The sequence below is a fragment of the Colwellia sp. BRX8-4 genome (genome assembly GCF_014077345.1).
GTDB lineage: Bacteria > Pseudomonadota > Gammaproteobacteria > Enterobacterales > Alteromonadaceae > Colwellia_A.
Window position 1 is genome coordinate 126278 of sequence record NZ_JACGVS010000008.1, and the last position, 25138, is coordinate 151415.

22 protein-coding genes are annotated in these 25138 nt (G+C 37.2%); 14 read left to right on the plus strand and 8 right to left on the minus strand.

Features of this window, described 5'->3' with window-relative positions; all coding sequences use genetic code 11:
* Window positions 1-271: 271 nt before the first annotated feature.
* Window positions 272-1648, minus strand: coding sequence for a DNA repair protein RadA (gene radA / locus H4J56_RS08995; protein ID WP_070376542.1), 1377 nt, complete (start codon window positions 1646-1648; stop codon window positions 272-274).
* Between the two features lie 502 nt (window positions 1649-2150).
* On the opposite strand from radA, the gene H4J56_RS09000 reads away from it, so the two are divergent.
* From H4J56_RS09000 to H4J56_RS09010, 3 genes are all read left to right on the plus strand, one after another.
* Window positions 2151-4064 (plus strand): hypothetical protein, encoded by a 1914-nt coding sequence (locus H4J56_RS09000; RefSeq protein WP_182259209.1) that lies wholly within the window; start codon window positions 2151-2153, stop codon window positions 4062-4064.
* A 35-nt stretch (window positions 4065-4099) separates the two neighbouring features.
* Window positions 4100-6472 carry a hypothetical protein gene (locus H4J56_RS09005; RefSeq protein ID WP_182259210.1) on the plus strand — a complete coding sequence of 791 codons (2373 nt, stop codon included), beginning with the start codon at window positions 4100-4102 and terminating at the stop codon, window positions 6470-6472.
* Window positions 6473-6538: 66 nt separating this feature from the next.
* Window positions 6539-7408, plus strand: coding sequence for a toll/interleukin-1 receptor domain-containing protein (locus H4J56_RS09010; RefSeq protein WP_182259211.1), 870 nt, complete (start codon window positions 6539-6541; stop codon window positions 7406-7408).
* A 109-nt stretch (window positions 7409-7517) separates the two neighbouring features.
* On the opposite strand, the gene H4J56_RS09015 is transcribed toward H4J56_RS09010, so the two are convergent.
* Window positions 7518-7724 carry a hypothetical protein gene (locus tag H4J56_RS09015; RefSeq protein WP_182216421.1) on the minus strand — a complete coding sequence of 69 codons (207 nt, stop codon included), beginning with the start codon at window positions 7722-7724 and terminating at the stop codon, window positions 7518-7520.
* A 173-nt stretch (window positions 7725-7897) separates the two neighbouring features.
* On the minus strand, window positions 7898-8785 hold the full coding sequence (locus H4J56_RS09020; RefSeq protein WP_182259212.1) for a LysR substrate-binding domain-containing protein: 888 nt from the start codon (window positions 8783-8785) through the stop codon (window positions 7898-7900).
* 129 nt (window positions 8786-8914) lie between these two features.
* On the opposite strand from H4J56_RS09020, the gene H4J56_RS09025 reads away from it, so the two are divergent.
* From H4J56_RS09025 to H4J56_RS09035, 3 genes are all read left to right on the plus strand, one after another.
* Window positions 8915-9373 carry a DoxX family protein gene (locus tag H4J56_RS09025; RefSeq protein ID WP_182221689.1) on the plus strand — a complete coding sequence of 153 codons (459 nt, stop codon included), beginning with the start codon at window positions 8915-8917 and terminating at the stop codon, window positions 9371-9373.
* 71 nt (window positions 9374-9444) lie between these two features.
* Window positions 9445-10395, plus strand: coding sequence for a glutathione S-transferase family protein (locus tag H4J56_RS09030; RefSeq protein WP_182259213.1), 951 nt, complete (start codon window positions 9445-9447; stop codon window positions 10393-10395).
* A gap of 64 nt (window positions 10396-10459) precedes the next feature.
* Entirely contained in the window at window positions 10460-11167 is a 708-nt protein-coding gene (locus H4J56_RS09035; protein WP_182221691.1) for a pirin-like bicupin family protein, read from the plus strand.
* A 127-nt stretch (window positions 11168-11294) separates the two neighbouring features.
* Here the strand turns inward: H4J56_RS09035 and H4J56_RS09040 are convergent, their stop codons facing one another.
* Window positions 11295-11612, minus strand: a complete 318-nt coding sequence (locus H4J56_RS09040) for a hypothetical protein (protein ID WP_182259214.1) — start codon at window positions 11610-11612, stop codon at window positions 11295-11297.
* 309 nt (window positions 11613-11921) lie between these two features.
* Between H4J56_RS09040 and H4J56_RS09045 the strand changes: the two genes are divergently transcribed.
* Window positions 11922-12590: an OmpA family protein gene (locus H4J56_RS09045; RefSeq protein WP_070376549.1), complete on the plus strand. Its 669-nt coding sequence runs from the start codon at window positions 11922-11924 to the stop codon at window positions 12588-12590.
* A gap of 183 nt (window positions 12591-12773) precedes the next feature.
* Here the strand turns inward: H4J56_RS09045 and H4J56_RS09050 are convergent, their stop codons facing one another.
* Together H4J56_RS09050 and H4J56_RS09055 are read right to left on the minus strand one after the other, a co-directional pair.
* Window positions 12774-13757 (minus strand): Gfo/Idh/MocA family protein, encoded by a 984-nt coding sequence (locus H4J56_RS09050; RefSeq protein WP_182244962.1) that lies wholly within the window; start codon window positions 13755-13757, stop codon window positions 12774-12776.
* Window positions 13758-13904: 147 nt separating this feature from the next.
* A complete protein-coding gene (locus H4J56_RS09055; RefSeq protein WP_182244963.1) occupies window positions 13905-14600 on the minus strand; it encodes an SDR family oxidoreductase in 696 nt (231 codons plus the stop codon).
* Between the two features lie 236 nt (window positions 14601-14836).
* On the opposite strand from H4J56_RS09055, the gene H4J56_RS09060 reads away from it, so the two are divergent.
* Together H4J56_RS09060 and H4J56_RS09065 are read left to right on the plus strand one after the other, a co-directional pair.
* Complete coding sequence (locus tag H4J56_RS09060) at window positions 14837-15739, plus strand: LysR substrate-binding domain-containing protein (RefSeq protein ID WP_310733697.1); 903 nt, start codon at window positions 14837-14839, stop codon at window positions 15737-15739.
* 461 nt (window positions 15740-16200) lie between these two features.
* Entirely contained in the window at window positions 16201-16968 is a 768-nt protein-coding gene (locus tag H4J56_RS09065) for an ABC transporter substrate-binding protein (protein WP_182244964.1), read from the plus strand.
* 129 nt (window positions 16969-17097) lie between these two features.
* On the opposite strand, the gene H4J56_RS09070 is transcribed toward H4J56_RS09065, so the two are convergent.
* Window positions 17098-17607, minus strand: a complete 510-nt coding sequence (locus tag H4J56_RS09070; RefSeq protein WP_182214158.1) for a regulatory protein RecX — start codon at window positions 17605-17607, stop codon at window positions 17098-17100.
* A gap of 391 nt (window positions 17608-17998) precedes the next feature.
* On the opposite strand from H4J56_RS09070, the gene H4J56_RS09075 reads away from it, so the two are divergent.
* Together H4J56_RS09075 and H4J56_RS09080 are read left to right on the plus strand one after the other, a co-directional pair.
* Window positions 17999-19954: an FTR1 family protein gene (locus tag H4J56_RS09075; protein WP_220465927.1), complete on the plus strand. Its 1956-nt coding sequence runs from the start codon at window positions 17999-18001 to the stop codon at window positions 19952-19954.
* A gap of 220 nt (window positions 19955-20174) precedes the next feature.
* Window positions 20175-21227: an NAD(P)/FAD-dependent oxidoreductase gene (locus H4J56_RS09080; RefSeq protein ID WP_070376554.1), complete on the plus strand. Its 1053-nt coding sequence runs from the start codon at window positions 20175-20177 to the stop codon at window positions 21225-21227.
* A 183-nt stretch (window positions 21228-21410) separates the two neighbouring features.
* Here H4J56_RS09080 and H4J56_RS09085 read toward each other — a convergent pair whose 3' ends face one another.
* Window positions 21411-22277, minus strand: coding sequence for a LysR family transcriptional regulator (locus tag H4J56_RS09085; protein ID WP_182214163.1), 867 nt, complete (start codon window positions 22275-22277; stop codon window positions 21411-21413).
* 171 nt (window positions 22278-22448) lie between these two features.
* Here H4J56_RS09085 and H4J56_RS09090 point away from each other — a divergent pair, with 171 nt between their 5' ends.
* The 3 genes from H4J56_RS09090 to fghA all read left to right on the plus strand — a co-directional run bounded on the left by H4J56_RS09090 (window position 22449) and on the right by fghA (window position 25077).
* Entirely contained in the window at window positions 22449-22775 is a 327-nt protein-coding gene (locus H4J56_RS09090) for a multidrug efflux SMR transporter (protein WP_146797193.1), read from the plus strand.
* 209 nt (window positions 22776-22984) lie between these two features.
* A complete protein-coding gene (locus H4J56_RS09095; protein WP_220465253.1) occupies window positions 22985-24115 on the plus strand; it encodes an S-(hydroxymethyl)glutathione dehydrogenase/class III alcohol dehydrogenase in 1131 nt (376 codons plus the stop codon).
* Between the two features lie 110 nt (window positions 24116-24225).
* Window positions 24226-25077 (plus strand): S-formylglutathione hydrolase, encoded by an 852-nt coding sequence (gene fghA / locus H4J56_RS09100; protein ID WP_220465928.1) that lies wholly within the window; start codon window positions 24226-24228, stop codon window positions 25075-25077.
* Window positions 25078-25138 lie beyond the last annotated feature (61 nt).

Here is a 25138-nt window from a genome sequence, read left to right on the forward strand (position 1 = left end):
AATAATGATAATAGCTGTTCATAGAGTCCAGTTTGATTCATTAAAATCCTTTTTAATTTAACACTTTATTAGTTCCAGGATATCTGAAAAGTTATATGCCGTTATAAATAGCGTGATGAAATACTGAAAAATTCTCATACTCCAGTCATTGTCATCATCTTTGTTTGTATAAGATGCAGCATCTACTATTCATCACAAAAATATAGGTCAACAAACTTAATTATTAGTTAACTAGGTTGCTGACCTTCATTTTTACATACAAAGACTAGTGTCAGAAAATTTCTAGCACGTCTTTAACATGAGATACGGGTATCAAGGTAACCCCTTTAGTTTCTAAACGTTTATTGTAATTACGTTTGGGTAATATGATGACTTTAAAGTCGTTACGAATTGCTTCTTTGACGCGTTCTTCACCTGAAGGTACAGGTCTTACACTGCCATCTAACCCTATTTCTCCAAAGGCAATAGTATTGACCGAAAACTTATGCTCTCTTGATGACGATATCATTGCGAGGATCAAAGGCAGATCTGAGCCAACATCTTTGGTTAAGTTAACACCTGATACCACGTTTACGTAAATATCATTACCGCCAATATTGACTCCCATGCGACTTCTCAATATGGCTAACAGCATTTGCATGCGTTTATAATCAAAGCCAACACCACCTCTAATAGGATTTTCAGCTTGAGATTCGGTGACCAGCGATTGAATATTGATTAATAAAGTTCTTCCGGTATCGTTTGATGCATAGGCCATATTCCCACTCGATTCAGCACCATCTTTATCTAAAAAGATGGCCGATGGGTTTACAACATCTTGCATACCTTTGGCTGTCATGGCAAAAGTGGCTATTTCTGTGGTGTCACCAAAGCGGTTTTTAGAGGTTCTAAGCGTTCGGTATTTACTGTCAGCTTCTGGCTCTATTTTACACATACAATCGCCGATGTGCTCAAGTACTCTAGGCCCAGCCATATCTCCGGATTTAGAAACATGACAAACTAATATTACGGTAACGCCATGCTCTTTCGCTAGTCGGTTTAGCATAGCAGCGGATTCTTTGACTTGAGTAACACCGCCAGGAGAATTGGGCAGTGAACTAATAAATGCCGTCTGGATAGAATCAACAACAAGGAATTTATAACCATCGGTGACCATAACATTACAGATAAGCTCTACGTCACCGGAGTTCATTATGTCAATTTTAGAAATGTCGGCTTGTAGCCTTAAACCGCGGTCTCTTACTTGCCCTTTAGATTCTTCGCCTGAGGTATATAAAGATTTACCTATTTGACTTAAATGAGCACATGTTTTTAACAATAATGTACTTTTACCCGCACCAGGGTCACCCGCTACAAGAATAACAGAACCTTCAACAATACCACCGCCCAACACTCGATTGAATTCAGAGCTACCGGTGTCAAATCGAGTTAAGTCCATATCAGAGACTTCACTCAACTTATCTATCTTTGCATCTTCTTTAGAGTAACCTCGGTGAGCGTTTTTACTTGGTGTGCGCTGGGTTATTACCTTGGACTCTTTAAATTCTGTGATGCTGTTCCAAGCTGAACAACTTGAACATTGACCTAACCATCGAGGATGATTTTCACCACACTCGGTGCAAACATAAGTTGTTTTATCTTTTGCCATAATATTCTTAATAATTTATTTGTGGGGTTATTATATCGCGCTAGTCATACTGTTTAACTAGCCAGTTACTTGAATCAATACAGTTAATCGACTGACAAGTTTTGAGTATATTCATATCGCTCTCGCACATTTAACCATAAGCTCTGGTGAAGAAGCAAAAATATAGTCTATGTCCCATTGGGAGTCTTTTCAGACTAAGTTATAGCTATTTTATTAATGCTATTATATGGAATATGTATTGTCGTTAATAGATGATGAAACAACTTTAATTTAACATAAGTTATTTCATTTATTGGTGAAAAATCTGCTTGTTGATTTCAAATGAAAAATATTATTAAAGTTATTTTTTATTATTTGCAATTAATATATCGCGCGTAGACAAACACTAAAAAAGAGTGTTTTAGCCTTGCTTTAGATCATGTTATACCTATAAAGCGTTTGATTTTATTAATTTTATAGGTATTATCACAATCATATAACAATGGAAGTACGAGTTCAAAAAATGGAATTACTTGCTAGTCATTTAACATCAAAACTCCCCTTTATTATTGGTATTACTGGCCATAGAGACATACTGACTAATAATGCAGACGCAGTAAATGACAATAGCGCGGAACTTAAATCTACCATTCGAGCAACGCTACTTCACTGGCATCACCAGCTAAACTCAGTAGCTAAACTTAATACAACTTCTGTTAACGAAAGGCAAATAGTCACGCCAATTTGGCTTATGTCTGGTCTAGCAGAAGGAGCAGATTTATTATCTATTGAAGTGGCATTAGAATTACAAGTTGAATTAGGTTGTGAGGCGATAAAAATTATTGGCTGTTTACCTATGCCGCTGATAAATTTTGAACAAGACTTTCAACCCAATAGTAATAGTTACCACCAGCTTAAAAAAATGGTTTCAGCCCTCCAGAAAAATGGTAATGAATTACTCGAAATTAAACACTCGTTGGTTGATAGTGACTATCAAATCGCGATTGATGATCTAGATTATGGCGATCTCAGGAATAGCCTGTATCTTAATCAGGGATTATTTATTGCAAAATATGCCAATGTGTTAGTTGCTTTATGGGATGGATGTGATGCAAATGGATGTGGCGGTACCGCTGATATTGTTAAATATAAACTGGGTATGGAAGTTCATTGGCCTGATAATACTGAAAATCTATCATTAAAAGCCGTTTCTGAATTTGATGGTCAAATTGCGGGCCTTGTTCATCACCTTTTTGTCAAAAGAGGTAGCGTAACTAATAATATATCTCCGTTATTATTAACGGATCACCCCCAGAGTGATGCATTAGCGCATTTAACACCCAAAGTGGGCGAGCTCTATGCATATAGCTATGCTGGAAATGAAAACGCATTGACCGACTTTATCTCTACAGAGTTTATTCAGTTATTATCTGAGCTACGATTTTATAATAGTTATAGCGCATCAGAGTCGATTGACGTTGCTAATACCTTTACTGCCCCAGACGTCGATAATGGCCTTTCAATTTCAAACCCTATTTTTACGTTAGCCGATGATCTTGCCTTAATTGGACAGCAAAAGTATCGAAAACTTATTAAATTGTTTTTTTGGTTTGCCATTGTTGGATTTGCTTGTTATGAATTAGCGGGTAATTTAGTTAATTCAGAAGAGGGAAGTTGGGTCATTCTAGTGACCTTATTGTCTATTATCGCTTGTTGGCGAGTTATTCGTTACGCCGGTAAAAAGGAATTGAAATGGAAGTATCAGCTTAGTCGAGGTGTCGCAGAAGCCATGCGTATTAGGGGGTTTTTAAACTTGTCTAATATCCCGCCATCGGGAGAGCCTATTATTCCAAGACGTTATCGGAGCCACTTACCATTATTTAATCATGCTATTGCGATAACCGAAATCGATTGGTGGCGTTCATCCGCTGATAAAAACCTCGATGAGATTCGAGATACTTGGATAGGTGATCAGCGAAGCTTTCTTCAAAGCCGATTACAACTAGGTGCTAAAAATTTAGTTGAGCTTCTTTATAAACGACCACTTTATGCGGCATTGCTATGCTCATCGTTCTCAAAGAAGTGCTTTATTCTAGCGATTGGTCTTGGCGCGATTCTTTTATGCTCTATGTTAGCTCAGCAGATATTCAATTTTTCGACCTTAAATGATGCTAATAACATGCTGATGATGATTGTGCAGTATAGCCTTATGGTAGGTGGTGTTGTTGCATTGTGGAGTGAATTATTTGGTTATGAAAGCACTGCCAGTGGCTACAGCAGTATGGAAGAACTTTACGCTCGAGCTCAATCTTTATTAAAAGGAGATATGACATCAGCAAAAGAATTAATGCTATTAGCCTTAGCGAGAGAGGCTATGTTTGAACATGTAAACTGGTCTAGTTCAGAATCGAATAACGATATTAAAAATCGTAACTAACTCAATAATAAAGAATAAAATAGGATGTTAATTCAATGGCCAATAGTTACCAGCGCTATAAAACCCTTACGGATAAAGAGCTAGAAACAGAAGAAGTTAGACGATTAGACTTGGGTATCTATGAGATAGAGTGGGGCTTAGACAATAGCTTTAATTGGGTTTGTAAAGAACAAGATGAAAAGCAAACCATTGCTCGCCACAATGAACGTATCATAGGTACTATGGCGCTAATAAATATAGAGTATAAAGATCATTTTTTGACTGTTGATTTAGAGCATGCTATTCAAATTTCGAGCAACAAAGATGGTCGATTAGTTAAAAGGCTTAATGGTCATACGGGTAAAGTTATTGGTTTAATTGAACTTCCTAATGGTAACTTACTGTCTGTCAGCTTAGATGGAACGATTAAGCATTGGGACATGAGAAGTTATAAATGTATTGCAACCATTGAGGCTGATGTTAGCTGCTTAGATGATGTTGATTTTGCTAATGCGAAAACACTTATTATTAAGAATAAGTTGGACACAAAAATCTGGCGATTAACGGGTGAATTACTCGCTGAATTAACGGGATTTACTAAAACTGTAGAGTACATCAAGTGGTTTAAATCAGACACTTGGATTGTCAAACCTGAAAATGAAAATCCAAGTCAATGGTCTGCTAAGGGTGAATTGATTCATCAATATAAATTCTCTTTTTCTCCTCGTACCGATGTACTTGAATTAGATAATCTTCAACTGTTAATTAAGGATACTCATAATATACTTCAGTTGTGGTCTAAAGATGGGGAATTGTTAGAGAAACATGTTAAAGATGTTGGTATTACAGATTACTTCGATAAGTTAGTGACCGCAAGTAAGGAAAGCGAGAATTGGATTGAATCACATGCCAGTACTGATGATTATCCACTAACATGTAATAGTTTTGAATTTGGAGACTTCCACTTAAAAAGTGGTAAAAAAGAGATTGAAAACCAAGAATTGTTGTTCAAAAAAAGTAGCGGTAATCGCATCATTTGGGATTTCTTTTACCGGCCAATAGAAAGAAATATAAAAACGGCATTAAAAGAAAATATTGATTTGGCGCGTCAAGCTGAAGAAGAGTTAACACTACAAAAATCTAAAACCGAAAAAAGCATAGAAAAACATCGTAGTAAGCGAAAATTTGCTAAATTTACAGCTTTATTTTTCTTTTTTCTCGCCATTACTCTCGGCGGAATTGGTGTGGTAGCACTGTTTTTAACTGATAACTTTGACATGCTTGTCAAATCAACCAGTCCAATAGTAGATAAAATGCTTGAGTCCAAGAACACACTTAAACATATCAAGCTACTAGATTTACAAATTATATTTGCTACAGGTACAGGGGCGTTACTGTTCATTTCCTTGCTCTGGTTTATTCGCAATCGACGTCAGAAAAGTAAGCAGTTTAAAAACGTGGGTAACCTTTCGCTTATTGAAGTGATGTTAACAACCTACGGTAATTTGATTGAAACAATTAAGACACACCGCTCTGAGATACTCAATAATTTACCTAGTCATCAAGATAATGAGTTATTTAGCGGTGTTAAAATAAATAAACTTATTGAACAAAAAATCGAAAATGAAATTCAGCAAGCGGCCATGCAAGAGTGTAATATCGATCAGTCAGATATTACTTATCAACGAAGTGATGGTCAAAAAAGTGAGTCGATTGTTCTGCAAGATTGGTCGTATATCCAAGAAAATAGTCATCCTCGACTTAATAAGCAAAATGAACAAGCGGTTCGTTTTGATAGCAATGGGCAATTAGTTTGTGCGGTAAGATCAATACAATATATTTTCTTAACTAAAGAAAAAGTTGATGTTTTCTCCACCTACTATGATTTTATTGCTGATAAATACATTGGCCGTGAGTCAAACTCTTTTTACTACAAAGATGTCAGCAATGTCACACGTAAAGACGTTCATCGTAATCGCTTTGGCCAAGAATTAACGGGAAGTGAAATTACACTTTCAGTCACTAGTGGGGCAAAAATCAGTCTAACACTGATGAATGATGAGAGTATTAGAGAGTTTTCTGAAACCTTAGCTGAAAATGACGCACATAGTATCGAGCAAGACACCGCAGGTGGAATTGCTGCTGTTAAAGAACGACTTGCAGTTGAATCAGAAGAGTTAACCGTATACTACAAAGCAGAAATCGCTCGTGCTAAAGAAGCAAACAAGAGCGAGTTAGTGAAATTGTTAGATATCACTCAGCAAAAATTAATGAGTTATATCGAAGAACAATGTGATATTGCCAAGAACTATGATCCAGGTGACTCAATAGCAAAGTCTCAATCTAAAGATAGTTTAGTTGATTTAGCTTATAAGAATATCCGTACACAAATAGAAAGCCATAAAAGATCTGAAGCCGTCTTAAGTTAATTTATTACAACACATGAAGTTAACCGCATCGGAACATTTTAAAAATTTAAATACGGAAAATTAAAGATGAGAAACATATTTTTAAGTTACAGCACCAAAGATTCAGACGCAGCAACCAAGATTGTAGAAGGCTTAAAAGCAGCAGGTCATAAAGTTTGGTTTGCACCCAATAAAATTTTAGGTGGCGAGAATTATGCTGAAAATATTGAAGAGGGTATCGAGCAGTGCGAGCTTTTTGTATTATTAGCTTCAAAGCATTCTATTGGCAATAAGTTATTAAAGGTCGCAGCTTCAGAAGAAGTTAGTAACGAAATACAACTCGCTAAAAAACATGGCTTAAAACAAATACCTTTAAAGTTAGATGACAGTATAGTTTCAGGGGCTGCAGGTGGAAACAATTATCACTTTATTCGTAAGCAATGGATCGATGTTATTGTCTCATTAGAATCTGGTGACTTTGCTCCAATTGTAGAGCAAATCATAGCAACAGCGGATAACATTGAAACTAAAAGTTTGGATATGCAGTACATAGAAAAAGCGGAAATCGATTTGATTATCGGTGACTTTGAGCAATCTGTTCGAGCATTGGGTGAATACAGCTTTTTAGATAAATATGTTCCGCGAGTAGAATTTATAAGGTTAATTTCAAACTTATTACGTAAAGGTATAAAAAACCTTAATATTAGTGAAGCAGACGACTTCACTTCTGAATTCCAACGATTACGTAATACCCATATGGCATCTTCTGCAGCATATATGCTGGCGATATTGAAACTATATTGTTATCAACCAAAGGGGTTTAAAAATGATATTGAAGACTTCGCTACTTTAAAAAATTCAGTGAAGTCATGTAAACCAATAGATGTTAAATATAGATTTGTCGCAGATAAATTATTACCAGCAGATAGTCAGTTTGCCGTTGAATGGTTAATATAGTTACTTTCATATCAAAAGATGAGCAACATGAGCCTAATTGTTCTTAAATAACAAATAGGCTCAGTTAATAAAAATTTGCAAGCACACATTACTGCATTACATTTTAGTTTTACTTTAAAATTTTATGTATAGCTTCACATAAATTTACTGCGACATAGGCTTCAAAATTTTCCGCTGGATCAAATGAACGTTCATGGGTGATATTAATAGAGGCTAAATGCTTGATTAATATTTTGAGTTTTTCTTCTTTTGATTCTGCAGATTCATTTAAGGTATCGCTGATAGAAAATAGTTGTTCCCAAAGGTTATTATTCATCGAAAGGTCTCTCACACACTTATGCCGTAAATAAAGTTATCGGCAGAAAAAATTAGCTTTTAAGCTACAAATTGTGGAGGCGACTTTAAATGAAATAGATAAAAACGTCTACTCTTGTATTAATGATATTTATATTAATAATTAAAGGCTTAAGGTTAACTATTATTGCTAGTTTATTGTGCTGATAAGATAGCGATTAATTTTTTTAATCCTTTACCTTTGTTGGTTATTTTCCATGCCATAAATAAGTCTTGCAGTGGGCGCTCTTCTGCTAACTTAATAACTACCAGCTGGCCTGATTCAATATGATGTTGGATGAGGTTTTTGGGTAAGTATCCGATGCCAATCCCTGCAATAATCGCTTCAATTTTTATCGCAATCGAGCTAACAAAGAAATGTTGACTGCCTTGGATAATATTAACTGACCAGGGGATCTCATGTTGAGCTGAGTCATGAACGACGACATTTCTATATTTTGATAAGTGTGCTGATTCAAGCGGCCCTTTAAGAAAGGCTAATTGATGTACTTTGTTAACCACTAAAACATTTTCAGACACTGCAATTTTTATTGCCCTAATACCTTTTTGATTGGGCACCGGTGAAGGAGCGCCAATAACTAAGTCGACCTTGTCTTCAATTAATGCCTCCCACGTGCCGTTCATAACTTCTTCTCGCACATCAATTTCAATATTTTGATGGGCGATTAAAAATGCTTCTATGCCTTTAAAAATAGTTTTTATATCAATAATGGAATCGCAAGCAATGCGGATCTTGGGTTCCCAGCCATTAGCAATTGTTTGAGTTTGTTCTGAAAGGGTATTAATGGCCGTTAGTACTTTACGGCCCTCTGATAATAAATGCTTGCCGGCTGGCGTTAGCACGGCGCGACGGCCTTGTCGTTGAAAGAGTGTCACGTTTAACTGTTCTTCTAGCTTTTGAACGATATAAGAAAGCGCTGAAGGAACTTTATTCAATTGTTCTGCTGCGGCCGCATAAGTGCCACGCGTTTCAATAGCATCTAATACAAGTAATGCTTCAATACTAATAGGTGGCGTTTTCATGGCTATTATCCAGATATTTAATTGTTCAAATTATTTGAACATAACAAACAAATAATAGGGGTTATTCAATGGTAACTCAACCTTTACAATGGCTACATATTAAATCATTAGTCATTAAAGATTATTAAAATGTCATTTATAAATACCATCAATAGTATCACTAAAACTGAACAATCTTTATCAAGCTTACCGCTACGATTAATTGCCGGGTTAATTTTTACCGCTCATGGTGCGCAAAAGTTATTTGCTTGGTTTGGCGGTTATGGATTAGAGGGAACGGGACAGTGGATGCAATCTATAGGGCTTGAGCCGGGTTTCTTTATGGCATTAATGGCGGGTAGTGCTGAGTTTTTTGGTGGGATATTATTATTGATTGGTTTTCTCACTAGACCTGTCAGTTTTGTCTTGGCTATTACTATGATAGTGGCCATCTTTAGTGTTCACATCAGTAATGGCCTGTTTATGAGTAATAACGGTTATGAGTTTGCTTTATCGTTATTAGCGATAACGCTTGCGCTATTTGTGCAAGGTGGCGGAAAATACTCTATTGATCGTCACGTATACCGAAAGCTAATTAAAAATACTTAATATGTAAAATAGCTAAATCACCTGCCAGTAACAGTAATAATGGCTAAATCAATAAATTTAAGGAGTTTGTTATGGGATTAATCGTTAACGGTAAATGGGTCGACCAATGGTATGACACCAATAAAAGTAAAGGGCAGTTTGTTCGTCAAGATAGCCGCTTTAGAAGTCAAATTTCATCAGATGTTAATAGTCTATTTAAACCAGAAGCGGGCCGTTACCATTTATATGTTTCGTTGGCGTGCCCTTGGGCACACAGAACACTAATATTTAGAAAGTTAAAACAACTTGAAACAATTATTTCGGTGAGTGTTGTTGAAGCTAAAATGATGGAAAATGGTTGGACGTTTGGTGATAAGGGAGATCCACTTTATCACTTAGATTATGCCTACCAATTATATTTAAAAGCAGATCCTAGCTATGAAGGACGCGTGACAGTCCCTATTTTATGGGATAAAAAAACTCAGACGATTGTTAATAATGAATCCATTGAAATCAGTAGAATGTTTAATTCAGCATTCAACGAGTTAACAGGTAATGTTGATGATTACTATCCCGTTGAGCAACGAGAAGCCATAGAAACGGTAAATACGCGTATTTATGACACTATTAATAATGGTGTTTATAAAGCAGGTTTTGCGACGACACAAGCGGCGTATAATGACGCATACCACAGCTTATTTGACAGCTTAGATTGGCTAGACGTACTCTTATCAAAACAGCGGTATTTAGTGGCTGACAAAATAACCGAAGCTGATTGGCGCTTGTTCACCACACTGATCCGTTTTGATGCGGTATATCATGGGCACTTTAAGTGTAATCGCCAAAAAATCAGCGAATTTCATCATATTAAGAACTATGTTAATGAACTTTATCAAGTACCTGGCATTAAAGAGACGGTTGACTTGGAATACACTAAGACTCATTACTACGCGAGTCATTTAACGATTAATCCAACAGGTATTGTTCCTTTGGGCGCAGCGGAACACTTTGATGCGCCACATGACCGTAATCGTCAATACTAAGGGTTAATAGGTTAAAGGTTTGACTGGTAAATAAAGCTAGATAAATAAATACTGAGGAAATTTGATGATAAAACATTATCTTTATAAAAGCTTAGGTAGCGCTAACCATGGCTGGCTTAAATCTAAACATCATTTTAGCTTTGCTAATTATTACAATCCAAGCCGGATGGGGTTTGGAAAGTTACGTGTTGTTAATGATGATTGGGTTGAACAGGGCATGGGCTTTCCTTCGCACCCACACCGTAATATGGAAATTATCAGTTTTATTCGTTCAGGTGCGCTCACTCATCAAGACAGTACCGGCAATAAAGGCACAACGAAAGCAGGTGAAGTTCAAGTGATGAGTGCAGGTACAGGTCTTGTGCATTCAGAATATAATCGCACTAAAAATCCATTAACTTTTTATCAAATTTGGATTGAAACTAATAAAATCGATGTGGCACCTCGCTGGGAAAGTAAGAGATTTCCTACTGAGCAGCTATCAGCACTGACATTGTTAGTATCAGGCTACCCAGCAGATAAAAATAAGGCGCTGTTTATTAACCAAGAAACGCGCATATATGGAGGGAAATTAGCGAAAGGAACCGTTATTGAGCATAACATTGACCATCAAGCTTATATATTAGCTTCAGCAGGTATGTTTAAAGTAGAGGATAGCTCAAAAATTATCACCATGAACGCAGGAGATGGCGCTGAAGTCACTCAGTCAACGACAATTTTACTCAGGGCGTTAATTGACTGTGAAGTGATTATTATCGACACGATTAATTAGCTAAATCAAGTAATGTAAACCACGAACGTTCTCTTAAAATCGTATATTCTGAACATTTTAAGCGCTGGCGTTCGTGTCTAGCATTAGCTCTTTTATTATCTAGCAATATTTCATTACTAAAGTAGACCTAATGTATAACGCGTTGCTGCTTGTCCCAACGACTTCCTTGCCAATGAGTAATCGTTCCACAAGCTTGGCAAGTGTCGCAATGCCATTCAATTAGCCCTAAGGTTATTGATTTAGCTTCAATTTCTCCAGTACACGAGAGTTGTTTAGCACGAGTATTACATTTTAAGTTAACGTGAACGAGCGGTTGCTCAATATTTTCAGAAAGGGCTAATACAATTTTACTCAGAAAAACAAAAACTACTTTTGCTTGGTCAGTAAGTTCGAGTACGTTGCCCTCGTCGTCAATAAAATGTCTAAAATCTGCTGCTAACGTCATCGGTTTTTCCATAGAATACTCATGCCGCTAAGATATAGTAGTTAACGCTATTGGTACAACACTTCTCAGTAAATATAACATCAGTAATTAATTTAGGTAGCTTGAATGTTATAAATATTAAGTATAAAATTAGTGCTGTTTTAGATATGTGTATTTTCGTTATATATTCAGGCCCGAGTCTCCATCGGGTTTTTTTGTGCCTTAAAATACATAGACGAAAAGCAATAATGGCAAGACTGCCCCTGCAGTAATTTATTAATAGCCCAAGCTTTGTACAATAAGCAATAAGGCCAATAAAGGAAATTCACCATGAAAAAAATAATCACCACCGCATCTGCGATATTATTGCTACAAGCCTGTACAACATTTGATCCCTACACAGGTGAAAGTAAAACCAGTAAAACAGCTATAGGCGCAACTGCAGGCGCAAGCTTAGCAGCAGTCATTGCCTTTATAGACAATAAAGACAAAGACAGCAGAACACGTAACAAACGTATTTTAGCAGCAGCATCAGGTGGCGCTGCAATCGGCGGTGGTATTGGCTACTATATGGACACTCAAGAAGCTAAATTGCGTAAGCAATTACGCGACAGTGGCGTGAGTATTGTGCGTGACGGCGACAAAATTAACCTTGTTATGCCAGGCAACATTACTTTTGCTTCGAACAGCTCAAACATTAACAGCAACTTTACTAGCGTATTAGATTCTGTTTCTTTGGTGCTTGAAGAATATAACCAAACCATTATTGTTGTTTCTGGTCACACTGACTCTAGTGGCTCTGCCCAGCATAACCAGAAATTGTCTGAAGACCGAGCTGGCTCAGTCGCTAATTATCTTCGTGGACAAAAAATCCTTAGTGATCGTTTAGAAACTGTTGGCTTTGGCGAAACACAACCGGCAGTAACGAACAAAACAGCTGCAGGTCGCGAGCTTAACCGCCGTGTTGAAATAACTTTGTTACCGATAGAACAGTCATAAAGCGTCAATAAAATAAAGCCATTATCACCGTGTTATATGCATTGATAATGGCTTATTGCTTAAGACGCTTGGCGTTAAAAGGGCGATACCATTAACATGACTTTATTAGTGCTAACCATCAACATTTCAAATCAATATCTACAGTCAATATCTACAATCAATATCTACAATCAATATCTACAATTAATATTTCAAATCAATAAGTTTTCTAACGCTATCTAAAGTCTCGATAAGCTGGCGACTAAAATTAAAGGTCATGATATGGCTTTCCTTTTTCCCTTGACGTAACAGTTCATTAAAATGGTTGATTTGGTGATCATAGCCAAATGTTTTGCCATTAAAAGAGATAACTTCTTCTTTTGTATCAGTTATTAAAGTGACGGTTGAAGGGCTGTTAAAGCCACTGTTAATTTTAATATTGCCTTGTTCACAATAAAACACAGCTTCACTTGGCGTCGACTCCAAGAGTGTCGATTTTAACAAGGCTACCACGTTATTTTTATAGTTAAAGACCATGGAACAGGAAGAATCTGCGCCATTAGCAAAAAATGTTGCATCAGCGGTCATGGTCTCGGGCACGCCAAGGGTAGTTAGTGCTGCAAAAATAGGATAAATGCCAATATCTAAAAGACTGCCTCCGCCTAATGATTTATTAAACAGCCTAGCTTCTTGGTTAAACTCTCTTGCGAAACCGAAATCTGCTTCAACTTTACGTAGATTGCCGTAAGTTTTATCAGTCAGTTTATTTAAAACAAAATTATAATGGGGAAGAAAATAGGTCCAGAGCCCCTCCATTAGCAGAGTATTATTTGCCGTTGCAGCATCAATCATGCATTGCACTTCATCTGTATTCATGGCAAAAGGTTTTTCACATAGCACCGCGATACCCTGCTCTAAGCACAGCAGCGCATTTTCTTTATGCATTGAATGTGGTGTTGCTATGTAAATAGCGTCAACATTTTCATCATTTACGAGCGCCTTATAACTGCTGTAAGCTTTAGTCGCGTGATATTTATCGGCAAAATCATTGGCTTTTTGCTGTGTTCTTGAAGCAACGGCATATAGCTCAGCATCTTTCAGCGTTAATAAGTCGGTTGCAAATTTATTGGCTATGTTACCTAAACCGATAATTCCCCAACGTATGTTTCTATTTTTTAGTGATTTCATTAACTATTACTCAAGATAAAAGTACAAATAAAATTATTTTTTCATCGAACTCATGCTCTTTGTTCCACTGACTAGCTATCTACAATAAAGCGTCATTAGCCCATCGATGCTTAAGCTCGATAGTTAAGCTCGATACTAAGTATAATGTTAACCAACATAATCTTGAGCGCAAAATAAAATACCACTCCCTTGCTCTTTTTCCAATAGTATGGGAATAAGTGCGCCGGGCATTACTGAATCGACATCGTTAGGGGCAAATGTGCCGCCAAGGTCTGTTTTTAACCAACCAGGGTCGAGCAAGTTCATTAAGACGTTAGTGCCTAATAGCGTTGGCATCATGTCGCGCACATACCTTTCAAGAGCGGCTTTTGAACAACTATATGCCATCAATTCAGGTTGGTTACTAATACCTGAAGAAACATTAACAATACGTCCCCAATTACGCGTTAGCATTCCTGGAAGAAAAGCATCACATAATTTAGCCGGAGTAATACTATTAACCATAAAACTGTGAAGGTATTCCTCTGCCGTCGGGGCAAAGAGCGGCTGGTATGTCGTCATAATTGCTGCATTATTATACAGTATATCTAGGTGGTTATTACTCAAGGCTTTCACCTCGGTAATTAAATGCTCTACTTGAGAGATTGAATTAAGTTCAGCCGCTACAGCATAAACTTCATGACCCGCTGTGGTTAATTCATTAAGTAAATCTCTAGTACCAGCTAATTGTCGAGAATGAATGATGAGTTTACAGCCTTGTTTAGCAAGCTCTTTCGCAACACGAAGACCGATCCCTCGACTAGCTCCCGTTACTAGCGCCCATTTATTTTCTATATTTAACATTCTTATGCCTATTTTTATTCAAATTGGTTAATCAAGTTATTGATTTGTCGTTTTTTGTTTTACTATTTTATGCCGTAATACTTTAGTTACTGCATTAGCGTCTGCTGGTGAAATTAATTACAGCCATGCATAAAGCAGGTAATAACAAGACTAGGTATTTTTCACTAAAAATTTGCAAATGAATATATAACAAAATAAAATTCATTGTTTTATATAACACACAATAAGCGCAAAAGATGATGAATAAAGAGCATAAAAAACTTGAGCGATTAATGTTATTTAGTGAAGTTGCCCGCCATTTAAGCTTTACGGTCGCGGCACAACATTTACAAATATCTAGAGGGCATCTATCTGCTCAAATTCGTCGATTAGAAAAGGAGATGGGTTTTGCTTTGTTGATCCGCTCGACACGGAGTGTTCGCTTAACCGCAGAAGGTGAAAGTGTTTTAACGGGTGTAAATAAAATTCGTCATTCTGTTTTAGAACTAGAGCGAAATGCTGGTCATAAGGGCAATGCTATTGAAGGTGTTATAAAAATTACAGCACCAAGCCTCTTTACTAAAAGGTTTTTACTCGACATTTTTTCTAAGTTTAGCGCCTTACATCCCGCCATTGAGTTTTCTATCGATACCAGTTACACCCGTTTTGATTTAAATCGTAGTGATTTTGACTTGGCTTTTCGTGCCACAAACTCCCCGCCTTTAAATATGGTTGCAAAAGCTATTTTGCCCTATAAACATTGCTGTTGTGCTTCTGCTGAATATTTAGATAAATACAGTAAACCAAAGGTGCCCAGCGATTTAAAAACGCATCAATGTTTAAGGGGACAAGAGCAATTAACTTGGTCATTCTTAAACGCTGAGGTGCCTGTAGATGGTTGGTTAAAAATAAACGATAACCATATGCTGAAAACATTAGCATTAAATGGCGAAGGTATTATTAGGGTGCCTGACTATTTAGTCGACCAAGAGATTAAGGAGGGAACGTTAGTCGCTATACTTGAAAGTGAAATGCCAGCAGGGCAGACCATTTTTATGATTTATCCACAATTAATTCACCAGTCGAATAAACTGAACGCTTTTATTGAGTTTACTAAAGAGTATTTTAATAAACTAAATTATTCTCTTTATGGACCTTGATTTATATGAGTAATAATCTAAATTCTACAAGAAGTCTTTACCTTTACGGCATATTTTTATGTGCCTAACATTACGTTAAGATTTAAAAATAATTAAAGTTATGGTCTGAAATATTATTAACTTATTTGGATAATTAACAATATTTAATAAAGAGATAAAATCATTAAAACTAATGTTAATAAGCTCATCTTATTAACCGTATTTCAGATTTTTATTAACATTTAATTACGCCTCTTGGATAAGCGTTTCTGTGAATAATCGTTATAGTTTGACTATGTAAATAGACAGTCGAAATAGACCGTAAATCGCGCTATGTTATAGCTAACGCTATTAGCGCTGCGAAAACGATGAAGGTTACGCGACTAGCCTACTGGATTTTTTATCTGTTAATTTTAAAAATGTATCTGATTTGTTTTTTACACTCTATTTAGTTAAAACAACTCTTCTTGGGGGGCTACTTAGTGAATTTTCAATTGATAATACCAAAGATGAAACGTACGGTTAATGTGGCGATATTTTTAATCGCTGCTTCAATGACGCTTGGATCTTTTGTCTCTAGTGCGACAGAAACTGTTGCTAGTCCTTTAAAATATGATCTAGGCAGCACCAAGGCTTGGGTGCCATTTGGTTATAGTGGAAATAAACAAAAACCTGGTATTATTATCGCGTTAATTGAGCTTATTATGATGCAAGCAGCCATTCCTACTGATACCAGTTATCTCCCGGGAAAAAGAGCGGTTACCGCATTGGAATTAGGACAAATTGACTTCGATGTTGTTAGCCCCAATTGGTTTAAAGATAAAATTATTGGTGTTGATTATGTTAGCAGTGTTCCTTTATTTGAAGTAACAGAATACTTTGTTACATTGCCTAATGTTGCAATAGAGTTCAATCAACCAGAAATGGCTTATGGGCAGTTAGTCGGCACAGTAGCAGGTTATGCTTATTTTGATGATGACAAATTTATTCGTGCTGATTTTTTATCAGAAAGTGAATTAGTCAAAGGGTTGGTAAAAGGGCGCTTTAAGGTTGCCATTATAGAAGAAAGAGCGGCTCAATATTGGGCTGAAAAGCATCAAACGTCTATAGCACTCGCTTCTTTACATACTAAAGGTGATATCGTTATTAGATTAAGAAAAGAACACGAAAATTTACTTCCTCGAATCAACCAAGCCATCTCTGTATTGAAAAATAATGGTCAATTTAAAAAAGTATTTGATGATTACTAACAATAAAGCTGGCGAAGATATTGATCTTATATTAACGCACTATTCTTGTGGTGTAAGCTGTATATAAAGCACAGGGTCTTAAGTTTATTTTATTGTTTGTTATAAAATAAAGCCTTAATGACAGACTACCTATTCTTCTTGTTCAGGGTTATAAGTAATCGCTTTATTGGCAATGGCATATGAAAATCCTTTGGTTGCCGTTAAATGGCGTAAAGCTTTTTGCTTCAACTTTATATCGGTAATAGGCTCTTCACCAAATTTTCTTATTTTTAACGCCAACGCTTTATCAAAATAGTCATCTTCTGACGTTTCAAGTTCATTGACACACTCATTAATGGTTGTTGATTGAAAACCCTTAGCATAAAGTTTCTCTTTTATTTTATTTGGGCCTATTTTACTTTCGGCCAGACTAAGCGTTAGTCTTTTAGCATAACGAGCATCATCTATAATTTCGTGTTCAATTAAATAATCTAAGGCAGTTTGATTATATTGAGTATCATCTTTGAATAATAAATTGGCTTTTTGCAATAAAGATTTTGCTGAGTAATCACCGTATCTCTCGATCATCCACATCATGTATGATTGAACACGTTTGTAAGAAATTTCTTGGGGTTTGGTGCTTTTTTTAGTTTTGTACATACGGCCACTTTTGTTAAGGAACGTATAACCGTTCAGCGTTGGTGTAAATATTTCAAATATGGATGTTTATGTTACGACTAGGTGAGTAAATTGGCCAAGCTATTTTAGCTAAAGCCTACTAGAACTTCATCATAGTAACGCCTGACCTGCTTTAGGGTCAAACTTTACTGTTATCTCTTTGAGGAGATTATTGGCTATAAAGGGGGAGGTTCATTAGTCGATAAACTATTATTGTGCTTTATTAAAAGCGAACATTTAATTTAAGGGGACATACGTTAACCGTTAGAACTTAAACCGATACTATAGTACTTTATTTTTATAAATATTTAACATTATCCTTATCCTATGTAGTATAATGAGAATCATTCTCAATTGCGTTACAGAGTTATTTATGACTTATTATTTTTCTCGCTATTTTCAAAAATTAATGACTTTTTCAATGCGCTCATTTAAGCGCAAATTTATTCATATTTTTTTTGTTATTGGTTATCTTATATCAACGCAAACATCGGCAAGCAACGGTACAGAAGGATTACGTCAACTTTTACAACTCACCGAATATATTAGTGTTGATTATGCTTCTGCCATCAGTAATGGCAAAGTTATTGATCAAAGTGAGTATCAAGAAATGCTTGATTTTTCGAACATTATTGCTGAAAGATCGGAGAGAGAGCCGGGTGAACAAGCCATGATTACGTTATCGAAATCACTTCTCTCTGCGGTACAAGCGAAAAAAACACTTGTCGAAATACAAATGCTGACCAGTGAATTAAAAAATCTGCTGATAAAAAACTCTCCGCAGTTATCGTTACCAACATCTTTACTTTCAGCATCTAGGGTAAAGCAATTATTTCAAAATAATTGTGCCAGTTGTCATGGTGTAACGGGTAAAGGAGACGGGAAGCTTGCAAGGCAACTAAGTCCACAGCCTACTAATTTTAACGAAAGAACACGTGCTTTAGACCGTTCTATTCTAGGATTATATGATGTGGTAACCGGCGGTCTTGACGGCACTGCTATGCCTTCATTTAATAACTTAACGGTAAAACAACGTTGGTCGTTAGCATTTTATACGGGTAGTTTAGCTTTTGTTTTTGATGAAAAACGACAAGAAAATAATGCACCTGAACTCTCACTCGCCGAACTTGTTCAGTATAGCCCTAACGAATTGTATAGGGCGAAAACTGACTTGGAAAAAGGTTTTGTTGAGCAGCTTAGATCTAACCCTGAGGAACTGTTTTCTGCAACTAAGGCGCCATTAACAATCGCGCGTGATCAACTTAAAAAAGCACTTGCCGCTTACAAAAATAATGACGTTATACTTGCCCAACAATTTGCGGTGAGTGCCTACTTAGATGGGTTTGAGCTTGTTGAAAATAACCTCGACGCTTATGATAGTTCGTTACGTAAAATGATTGAATTTAACTTGTTAGGCTTGCGCAATGAAATTAACAACGAGGAAGGCTCGGGTGACGTTGCTGTATCTGTTTCTGCAATTTTGCTGCAAATAGAACAAGCTGAATTTTTACTCAATGACTCAGCTATATCAGACACAGCTTTATTTAGCGCCAGTTTTATTATTTTGTTACGAGAGGGCTTAGAGGCGCTATTGGTTGTGCTGGTACTTTTTACCATACTGGTACGGTCCAATAAAAAAGAAGCCATTAAATATCTTCATTTTGGCTGGATAGCAGCCTTAATTGCGGGTGGGTTAACTTGGTTAGTGGCACAAAAATTAGTGACTATTAGCGGTGCTAGCCGTGAAACCATGGAGGGGGTTGCCGCGCTGTTAGCTGCAATTGTGCTCTTTTATGTTGGTTTTTGGATGCACAGCAAAACGCAAGCCGATCAATGGCAACGTTATGTTCAACAAAATATTAATAAAAGTTTAAAATCAGGTGCTTTATGGGGAATATCTGGCTTAGCGTTTATTGCGGTTTATCGTGAGGTTTTTGAGACAGTACTGTTTTATCAATCATTGTTAACCCAGACAAACCCCTCACAGCAATTTGTTCTTTTTAGTGGCTTTGGGGCAGCAGCGGCTATGCTAGTTGTCGTGGCCTGGTTAATGATTAAATATTCTATTAAATTACCAATAGCGCGATTCTTTTCAATAACAACGTATTTACTATTAGCCTTGTCATTTATTCTTGCAGGTAAAGCGATAACAGCGCTGCAAGAAGCCGCTATTATTAGTATTACGCGCTTTCCTATTGACTTTCATTTAGCGTGGCTAGGTATTAATTCAACGTGGCAAGGCATCACGACGCAAGCTTTTATCTTGTTTTTTTCCAGTGCGTTATTCTTTAAACCTTGGTTAAAAAAGACGAGCAGGGTAGATGAATAAATTGAGCATCAACTTGAAAAAAAATTTATAGAATAGCAGTAGCGAACCATTTTGAGTATGGGTGATAAGTGATTTTTTGACTCGTTAAATGCTAACCCTGCTAAGGGTAAATCAATAAAGCCCGTAGTGATTTATATTGATTATAAAAATGACAATAGACTGATATTTCAAGGCGCTAGATCCGCCATAAATATAAGCTAATGGTACTGAGGAGGTACTTATGAAAACCTTAACGACAGACGTTGTAATTATTGGTGCAGGCCCTGTTGGTTTGTTTCAAGTATTTGAGCTTGGTTTACAAGGATTAAAATCGGTTGTTATTGACAGCTTGCCAGAAGTTGGTGGCCAATGCACTGAACTCTATCCAGATAAGCCTATCTATGATATTCCTGCTTTGCCTAATGCTAAGGCAAGCCAAGTTATAGAAAATCTCTATGAGCAAGCGGCTCCCTTTAAGCCAACTTTTTTATTGGGCGAGCGGGTCGAAGACATTAATAAATTGTCGGATGTTTCTTTTTCAGTTACCACGCACAAGAATACGCTTATTCACTGTCGCGCGGTGATTATTGCTGCTGGTAATGGTGCCTTCTCACCCGTTAAATTAAAAATACCCTTAATTGATAAATTTGAAGATAAACAACTGTTCTACCGAATCAATAATATAGAACACTTTAAAGATAAAAACGTCGTTGTGCTAGGTGGCGGAGATGCCGCACTTGATTGGAGTTTAAGCCTACAAAAAACGGCTAATAGTGTCTTGCTTATTCATCGTAGTACAAAATTTAAAGCCGCTACAAGTAGCGTGAATGAAATGTACGCCTTGTGTGAAGAACTCAAAATGCAATTTTTATGTGGTCAAGTGAGCGACTTTCAGCAAGAAGATAATAAGCTAACTGGCCTAACAGTAAATTCAAAAGATGGCATCAAACGTAGAGTGGAACTTGATGAACTTGTTATATTCTTTGGTATGTCACCCAAGATTGGCCCGATAGCAAATTGGCAACTTGCCATGCACCAACACCAGATAAAAGTAGATACACAATCTTTTCAAACCTCAGTGCCGGGTATCTATGCCGTTGGTGATATTAATTATTACCCGGGTAAACGAAAGTTGATTTTAAGTGGCTTCCACGAAACGGCCTTAGCGGCCTTTTCGATTGCGGAAACTGTTTTAGAAAAAGACCGTATTCCAACGTTATACACCACAACAAGTCCAGTAGTACATCAACGAATGGGCGTTACACATTCACTCGAAAGTCTGTTGGATGATTAACGGATAAAACAGGCGATTGATCATTACTACTTTCCTTTTATTGCTGTCTCTTTATCTGCGCGGCGTGACTTTGGAAGCTTAGGTGGAGTGTATGTAAGATAATAGCGGCAAACCTAACCGTTATTATTTTATGTTATGACTTAAGCTTTACAGTCTTGTTCGGTAATTTAATAAAGCTGAAGATTAAAGTAACTGTTCAGCTAAGTAATCAACCAGCAGTCTTATTTTAGGCGATAAATGGCGATTTTGAGGGTAAATTGCCCATATTCCTTCATCAGGCGCACGGTAATTATCTAATAGGGTCACCAGTTCACCACTTTCTATGCGTTGTTGAACATAATAATCGGGTAACTGAACTATCCCTAAGCCCTTTAATGCGGCGTCCATCAGACTGTAGCCATTGTTGTATCTTAATCTACCGGTTACGCGGATACTTTTTTCTCGGTCAGACTCTCTAAAATGCCAGTAGTCTAATGTACCCAACAAACAACTATGTTTATTAAGCTCTGATATAGAATGGGGTACTCCCTGTTTTTCTAAGTATTGCGGTGATGCACAAAGGTAGTTTGTTCTTTTACCAAGTTTTTTTGCCATCATGGTCGAGTCACTTAACTTACCAAGGCGAATTGCTAGGTCATAGCCTTCTTCAACAATGTCTATTTGGCGGTTGCTTAAATAAGCCGACACTTCAACATCGCTATATTGTTTTATGAAATTATTCACTAGCGGTAATATTTGTTTTTCACCATAGGCAACAGGCGCTGTTAATTTAATTTTGCCTTGGGGTTTTGACTGCAAATTTGTGATAGCCCGCTCAGCAGCATCGAGACCATCGAGAACACTGCGACAATGCTGATAAAAAACACGGCCTTCTTCTGTTAATGATACTTTGCGAGTTGTTCGATAAAATAACTTAATATTAAGGCGTTTTTCTAATGCACTTATCTGTCGACTCACCTGTGCGGTAGATATCGCCATTTTCTTTGAGGCGAGGGTAAAACTTTCATTTTCCGCAACGTAAACAAATTCGCTAATGCCATCCCACTGCATGATTATTACCTATATGTACAAGTGAATTTACAAATTAGCATATTATCATTTATATAGAAATAACTATACTAGCCGCCAACAAGACATTGTTAGTGGCCACAAAAGTAGCTTATTTAAAATTACTTTAGACCTTTGACAGTGACCGTTCGTATAACATTATAGGAAATAAAGATGAGTTGGTTATTCCTTTTTTTAGGTGTCGCTGCTGAGGCGATGTCTCATGTAGCATTAAAAGAGACTGATGGTTTTAGTAAACCACTGCCAAGTGCTTTAGTTTTACTTGGACATTTAGCCGCATTCATTTTTTTAGGTCAAGCAATGAAAGGCATGCCAGTTGGTATCGTCCATGCGCTATGGGCCGGGCTTGCCATTATAACCGTGACTTTATTGTCTGCTTTGATTTACCGTCAGCATCTTGATTTAACAACATGGCTAGGCATGGGGTTAGTTGCTGTTGGTATTGCTATGATAAATCTTGCCCAAGGACACAGTCATTAAGATGAATAATGTAGATCAAAATTTTTAACCAAAATGCTTTTACCCCTTGGTAGCTATGTCCTTTAGATTGTTACCAAGGGGTAAAAGTTAATTACGCATTAGGCGTATTATCATCTTTAAATAAGTTGAGTAAACTAATGTTACTGTAACAAATTCGACTAGATGCTAATCCCATCAAAATACCTATTAATTGAAAAGTGAGAATAACGATGTCAGATAAATTTATAAAATCGAAAGCGGCTATTGCTTGGGGCCCTAATCAGCCACTATCTATCGAAGAAGTCGATGTCATGCTACCTCGCAAAGGAGAGGTGTTAGTTAAGGTTATTGCCTCTGGTGTTTGTCATACCGATGCCTTTACCTTATCTGGAGAGGATCCAGAAGGAATTTTCCCCGTTATTTTAGGTCACGAAGGCGGTGGTATTGTTGAACAAATAGGTGAAGGTGTAACCAGTGTTAAGGTAGGCGATCACGTTATTCCATTATACACACCAGAGTGTGGTGAATGTAAATTCTGTTTATCGGGTAAAACCAACCTTTGCCAAAAAATTCGTGAGACACAAGGCAAGGGCTTGATGCCAGATGGCACGACCCGCTTTTACAAAGATGGTCAGCCTATTTTTCATTATATGGGCTGTTCAACTTTTTCTGAATACACAGTCTTGCCAGAAATTTCATTAGCGAAAGTTAATAAAGAAGCACCATTAGAAGAGGTTTGTCTACTAGGGTGTGGTGTTACCACCGGCATGGGCGCAGTCATGAATACGGCAAAAGTTGAAGAGGGCGCAACTGTTGCTATCTTTGGCCTTGGCGGTATTGGATTGTCTGCAGTGATTGGCGCGACCATGGCGAAAGCTAGTCGAATTATTGCTATCGATATTAACGAAAGTAAATTCGAACTTGCGAAAAAATTGGGTGCTACCGATTTTATTAACCCCAAAGACTACGACAAGCCTATTCAAGATGTGATTGTCGAAATGACCGATGGCGGTGTTGACTACTCTTTTGAATGTATTGGTAACGTTAACCTAATGCGCTCTGCCTTAGAATGTTGTCATAAAGGATGGGGAGAATCAGTGATCATTGGTGTTGCCGGTGCCGGACAAGAAATATCAACCCGTCCATTTCAACTGGTAACGGGGCGAGTATGGCGTGGTTCTGCATTTGGCGGTGTTAAAGGTCGTACTGAGTTGCCAGATTATGTTGAACGTTATTTAGCCGGTGAATTCAACTTGAGCGATTTTATTACTCATACCATGAGTCTTGAAGACATTAATGAAGCGTTTGAGTTAATGCACAAAGGAGAAAGTATTCGCAGTGTTATTCATTTTGATAAATAGGCGATATAAATAACCAGCATCTGTCTTTAGAAAGATAGTCACTCACATTAATAGTATGGCGTTGCCCTTTTATTGCAGTAATTAGCAGGGGAGCGTCTTGAGGTTACCCTATGACAATTGATCCTTTAATTGAAAGTATCAGTGTAAATAAAATTTTTGGTGGCTGGCACAAGCAATATAGCCACCATTCTAAAGCCGTAAACGCTAACATGCGCTTTGCCATTTTTTTGCCTCCACAGGCTAATAATGGCAAAAAAGTGCCTGTGCTTTACTGGCTTTCAGGTCTAACCTGTACCGATGAAAACTTTATGCAAAAAGCCGGCGCACTGCGAGTAGCTGCTGAGTTAGGCATTGCTATTGTTTCTCCTGATACTAGTCCAAGAGGTGAAGAGGTAGCTGATGACGATAGTTATGATTTGGGTCAGGGCGCAGGATTTTATCTTAATGCTAGCCAAGCACCTTGGAGCCGTCACTATCAGATGTATGATTATGTGGTTAAAGAACTGCCAGCAATTATTGAAGCCACATTTCCAGTGTCAGATAAGCGCGCTATTAGTGGACATTCCATGGGCGGACACGGGGCACTAACTATTGGTTTGTTAAACGCTGAACGTTATCGTTCAATGTCAGCCTTTAGTCCTATCTGTAATCCGATTAAGGTGCCTTGGGGCAAAAAAGCTTTCAGCGCTTACTTGGGGAAAGACCAAGCAAGTTGGTACCAGCATGATGCCAGTGAATTAATGCGTATAGCAAAACAGTTTATTCCTGCCAAAGTTGATCAAGGTGGTGCAGATGACTTTTTGAAAGAGCAATTAAAACCAGAAACGCTAGAGGCTGCAGCAAAAATGAGTGGTTACCCATTAGAGTTAACTATTCATGAAGGCTATGATCACAGTTACTATTTCATCTCTTCATTTATTGAAGCGCATTTGCGTTTTCATGCCGAGCACTTAGAAAGATAAGTATTAAGGGAAAATGCCCTAAGGGGCAATCGGTTGATTACACTTAACCAGACCAAAATAA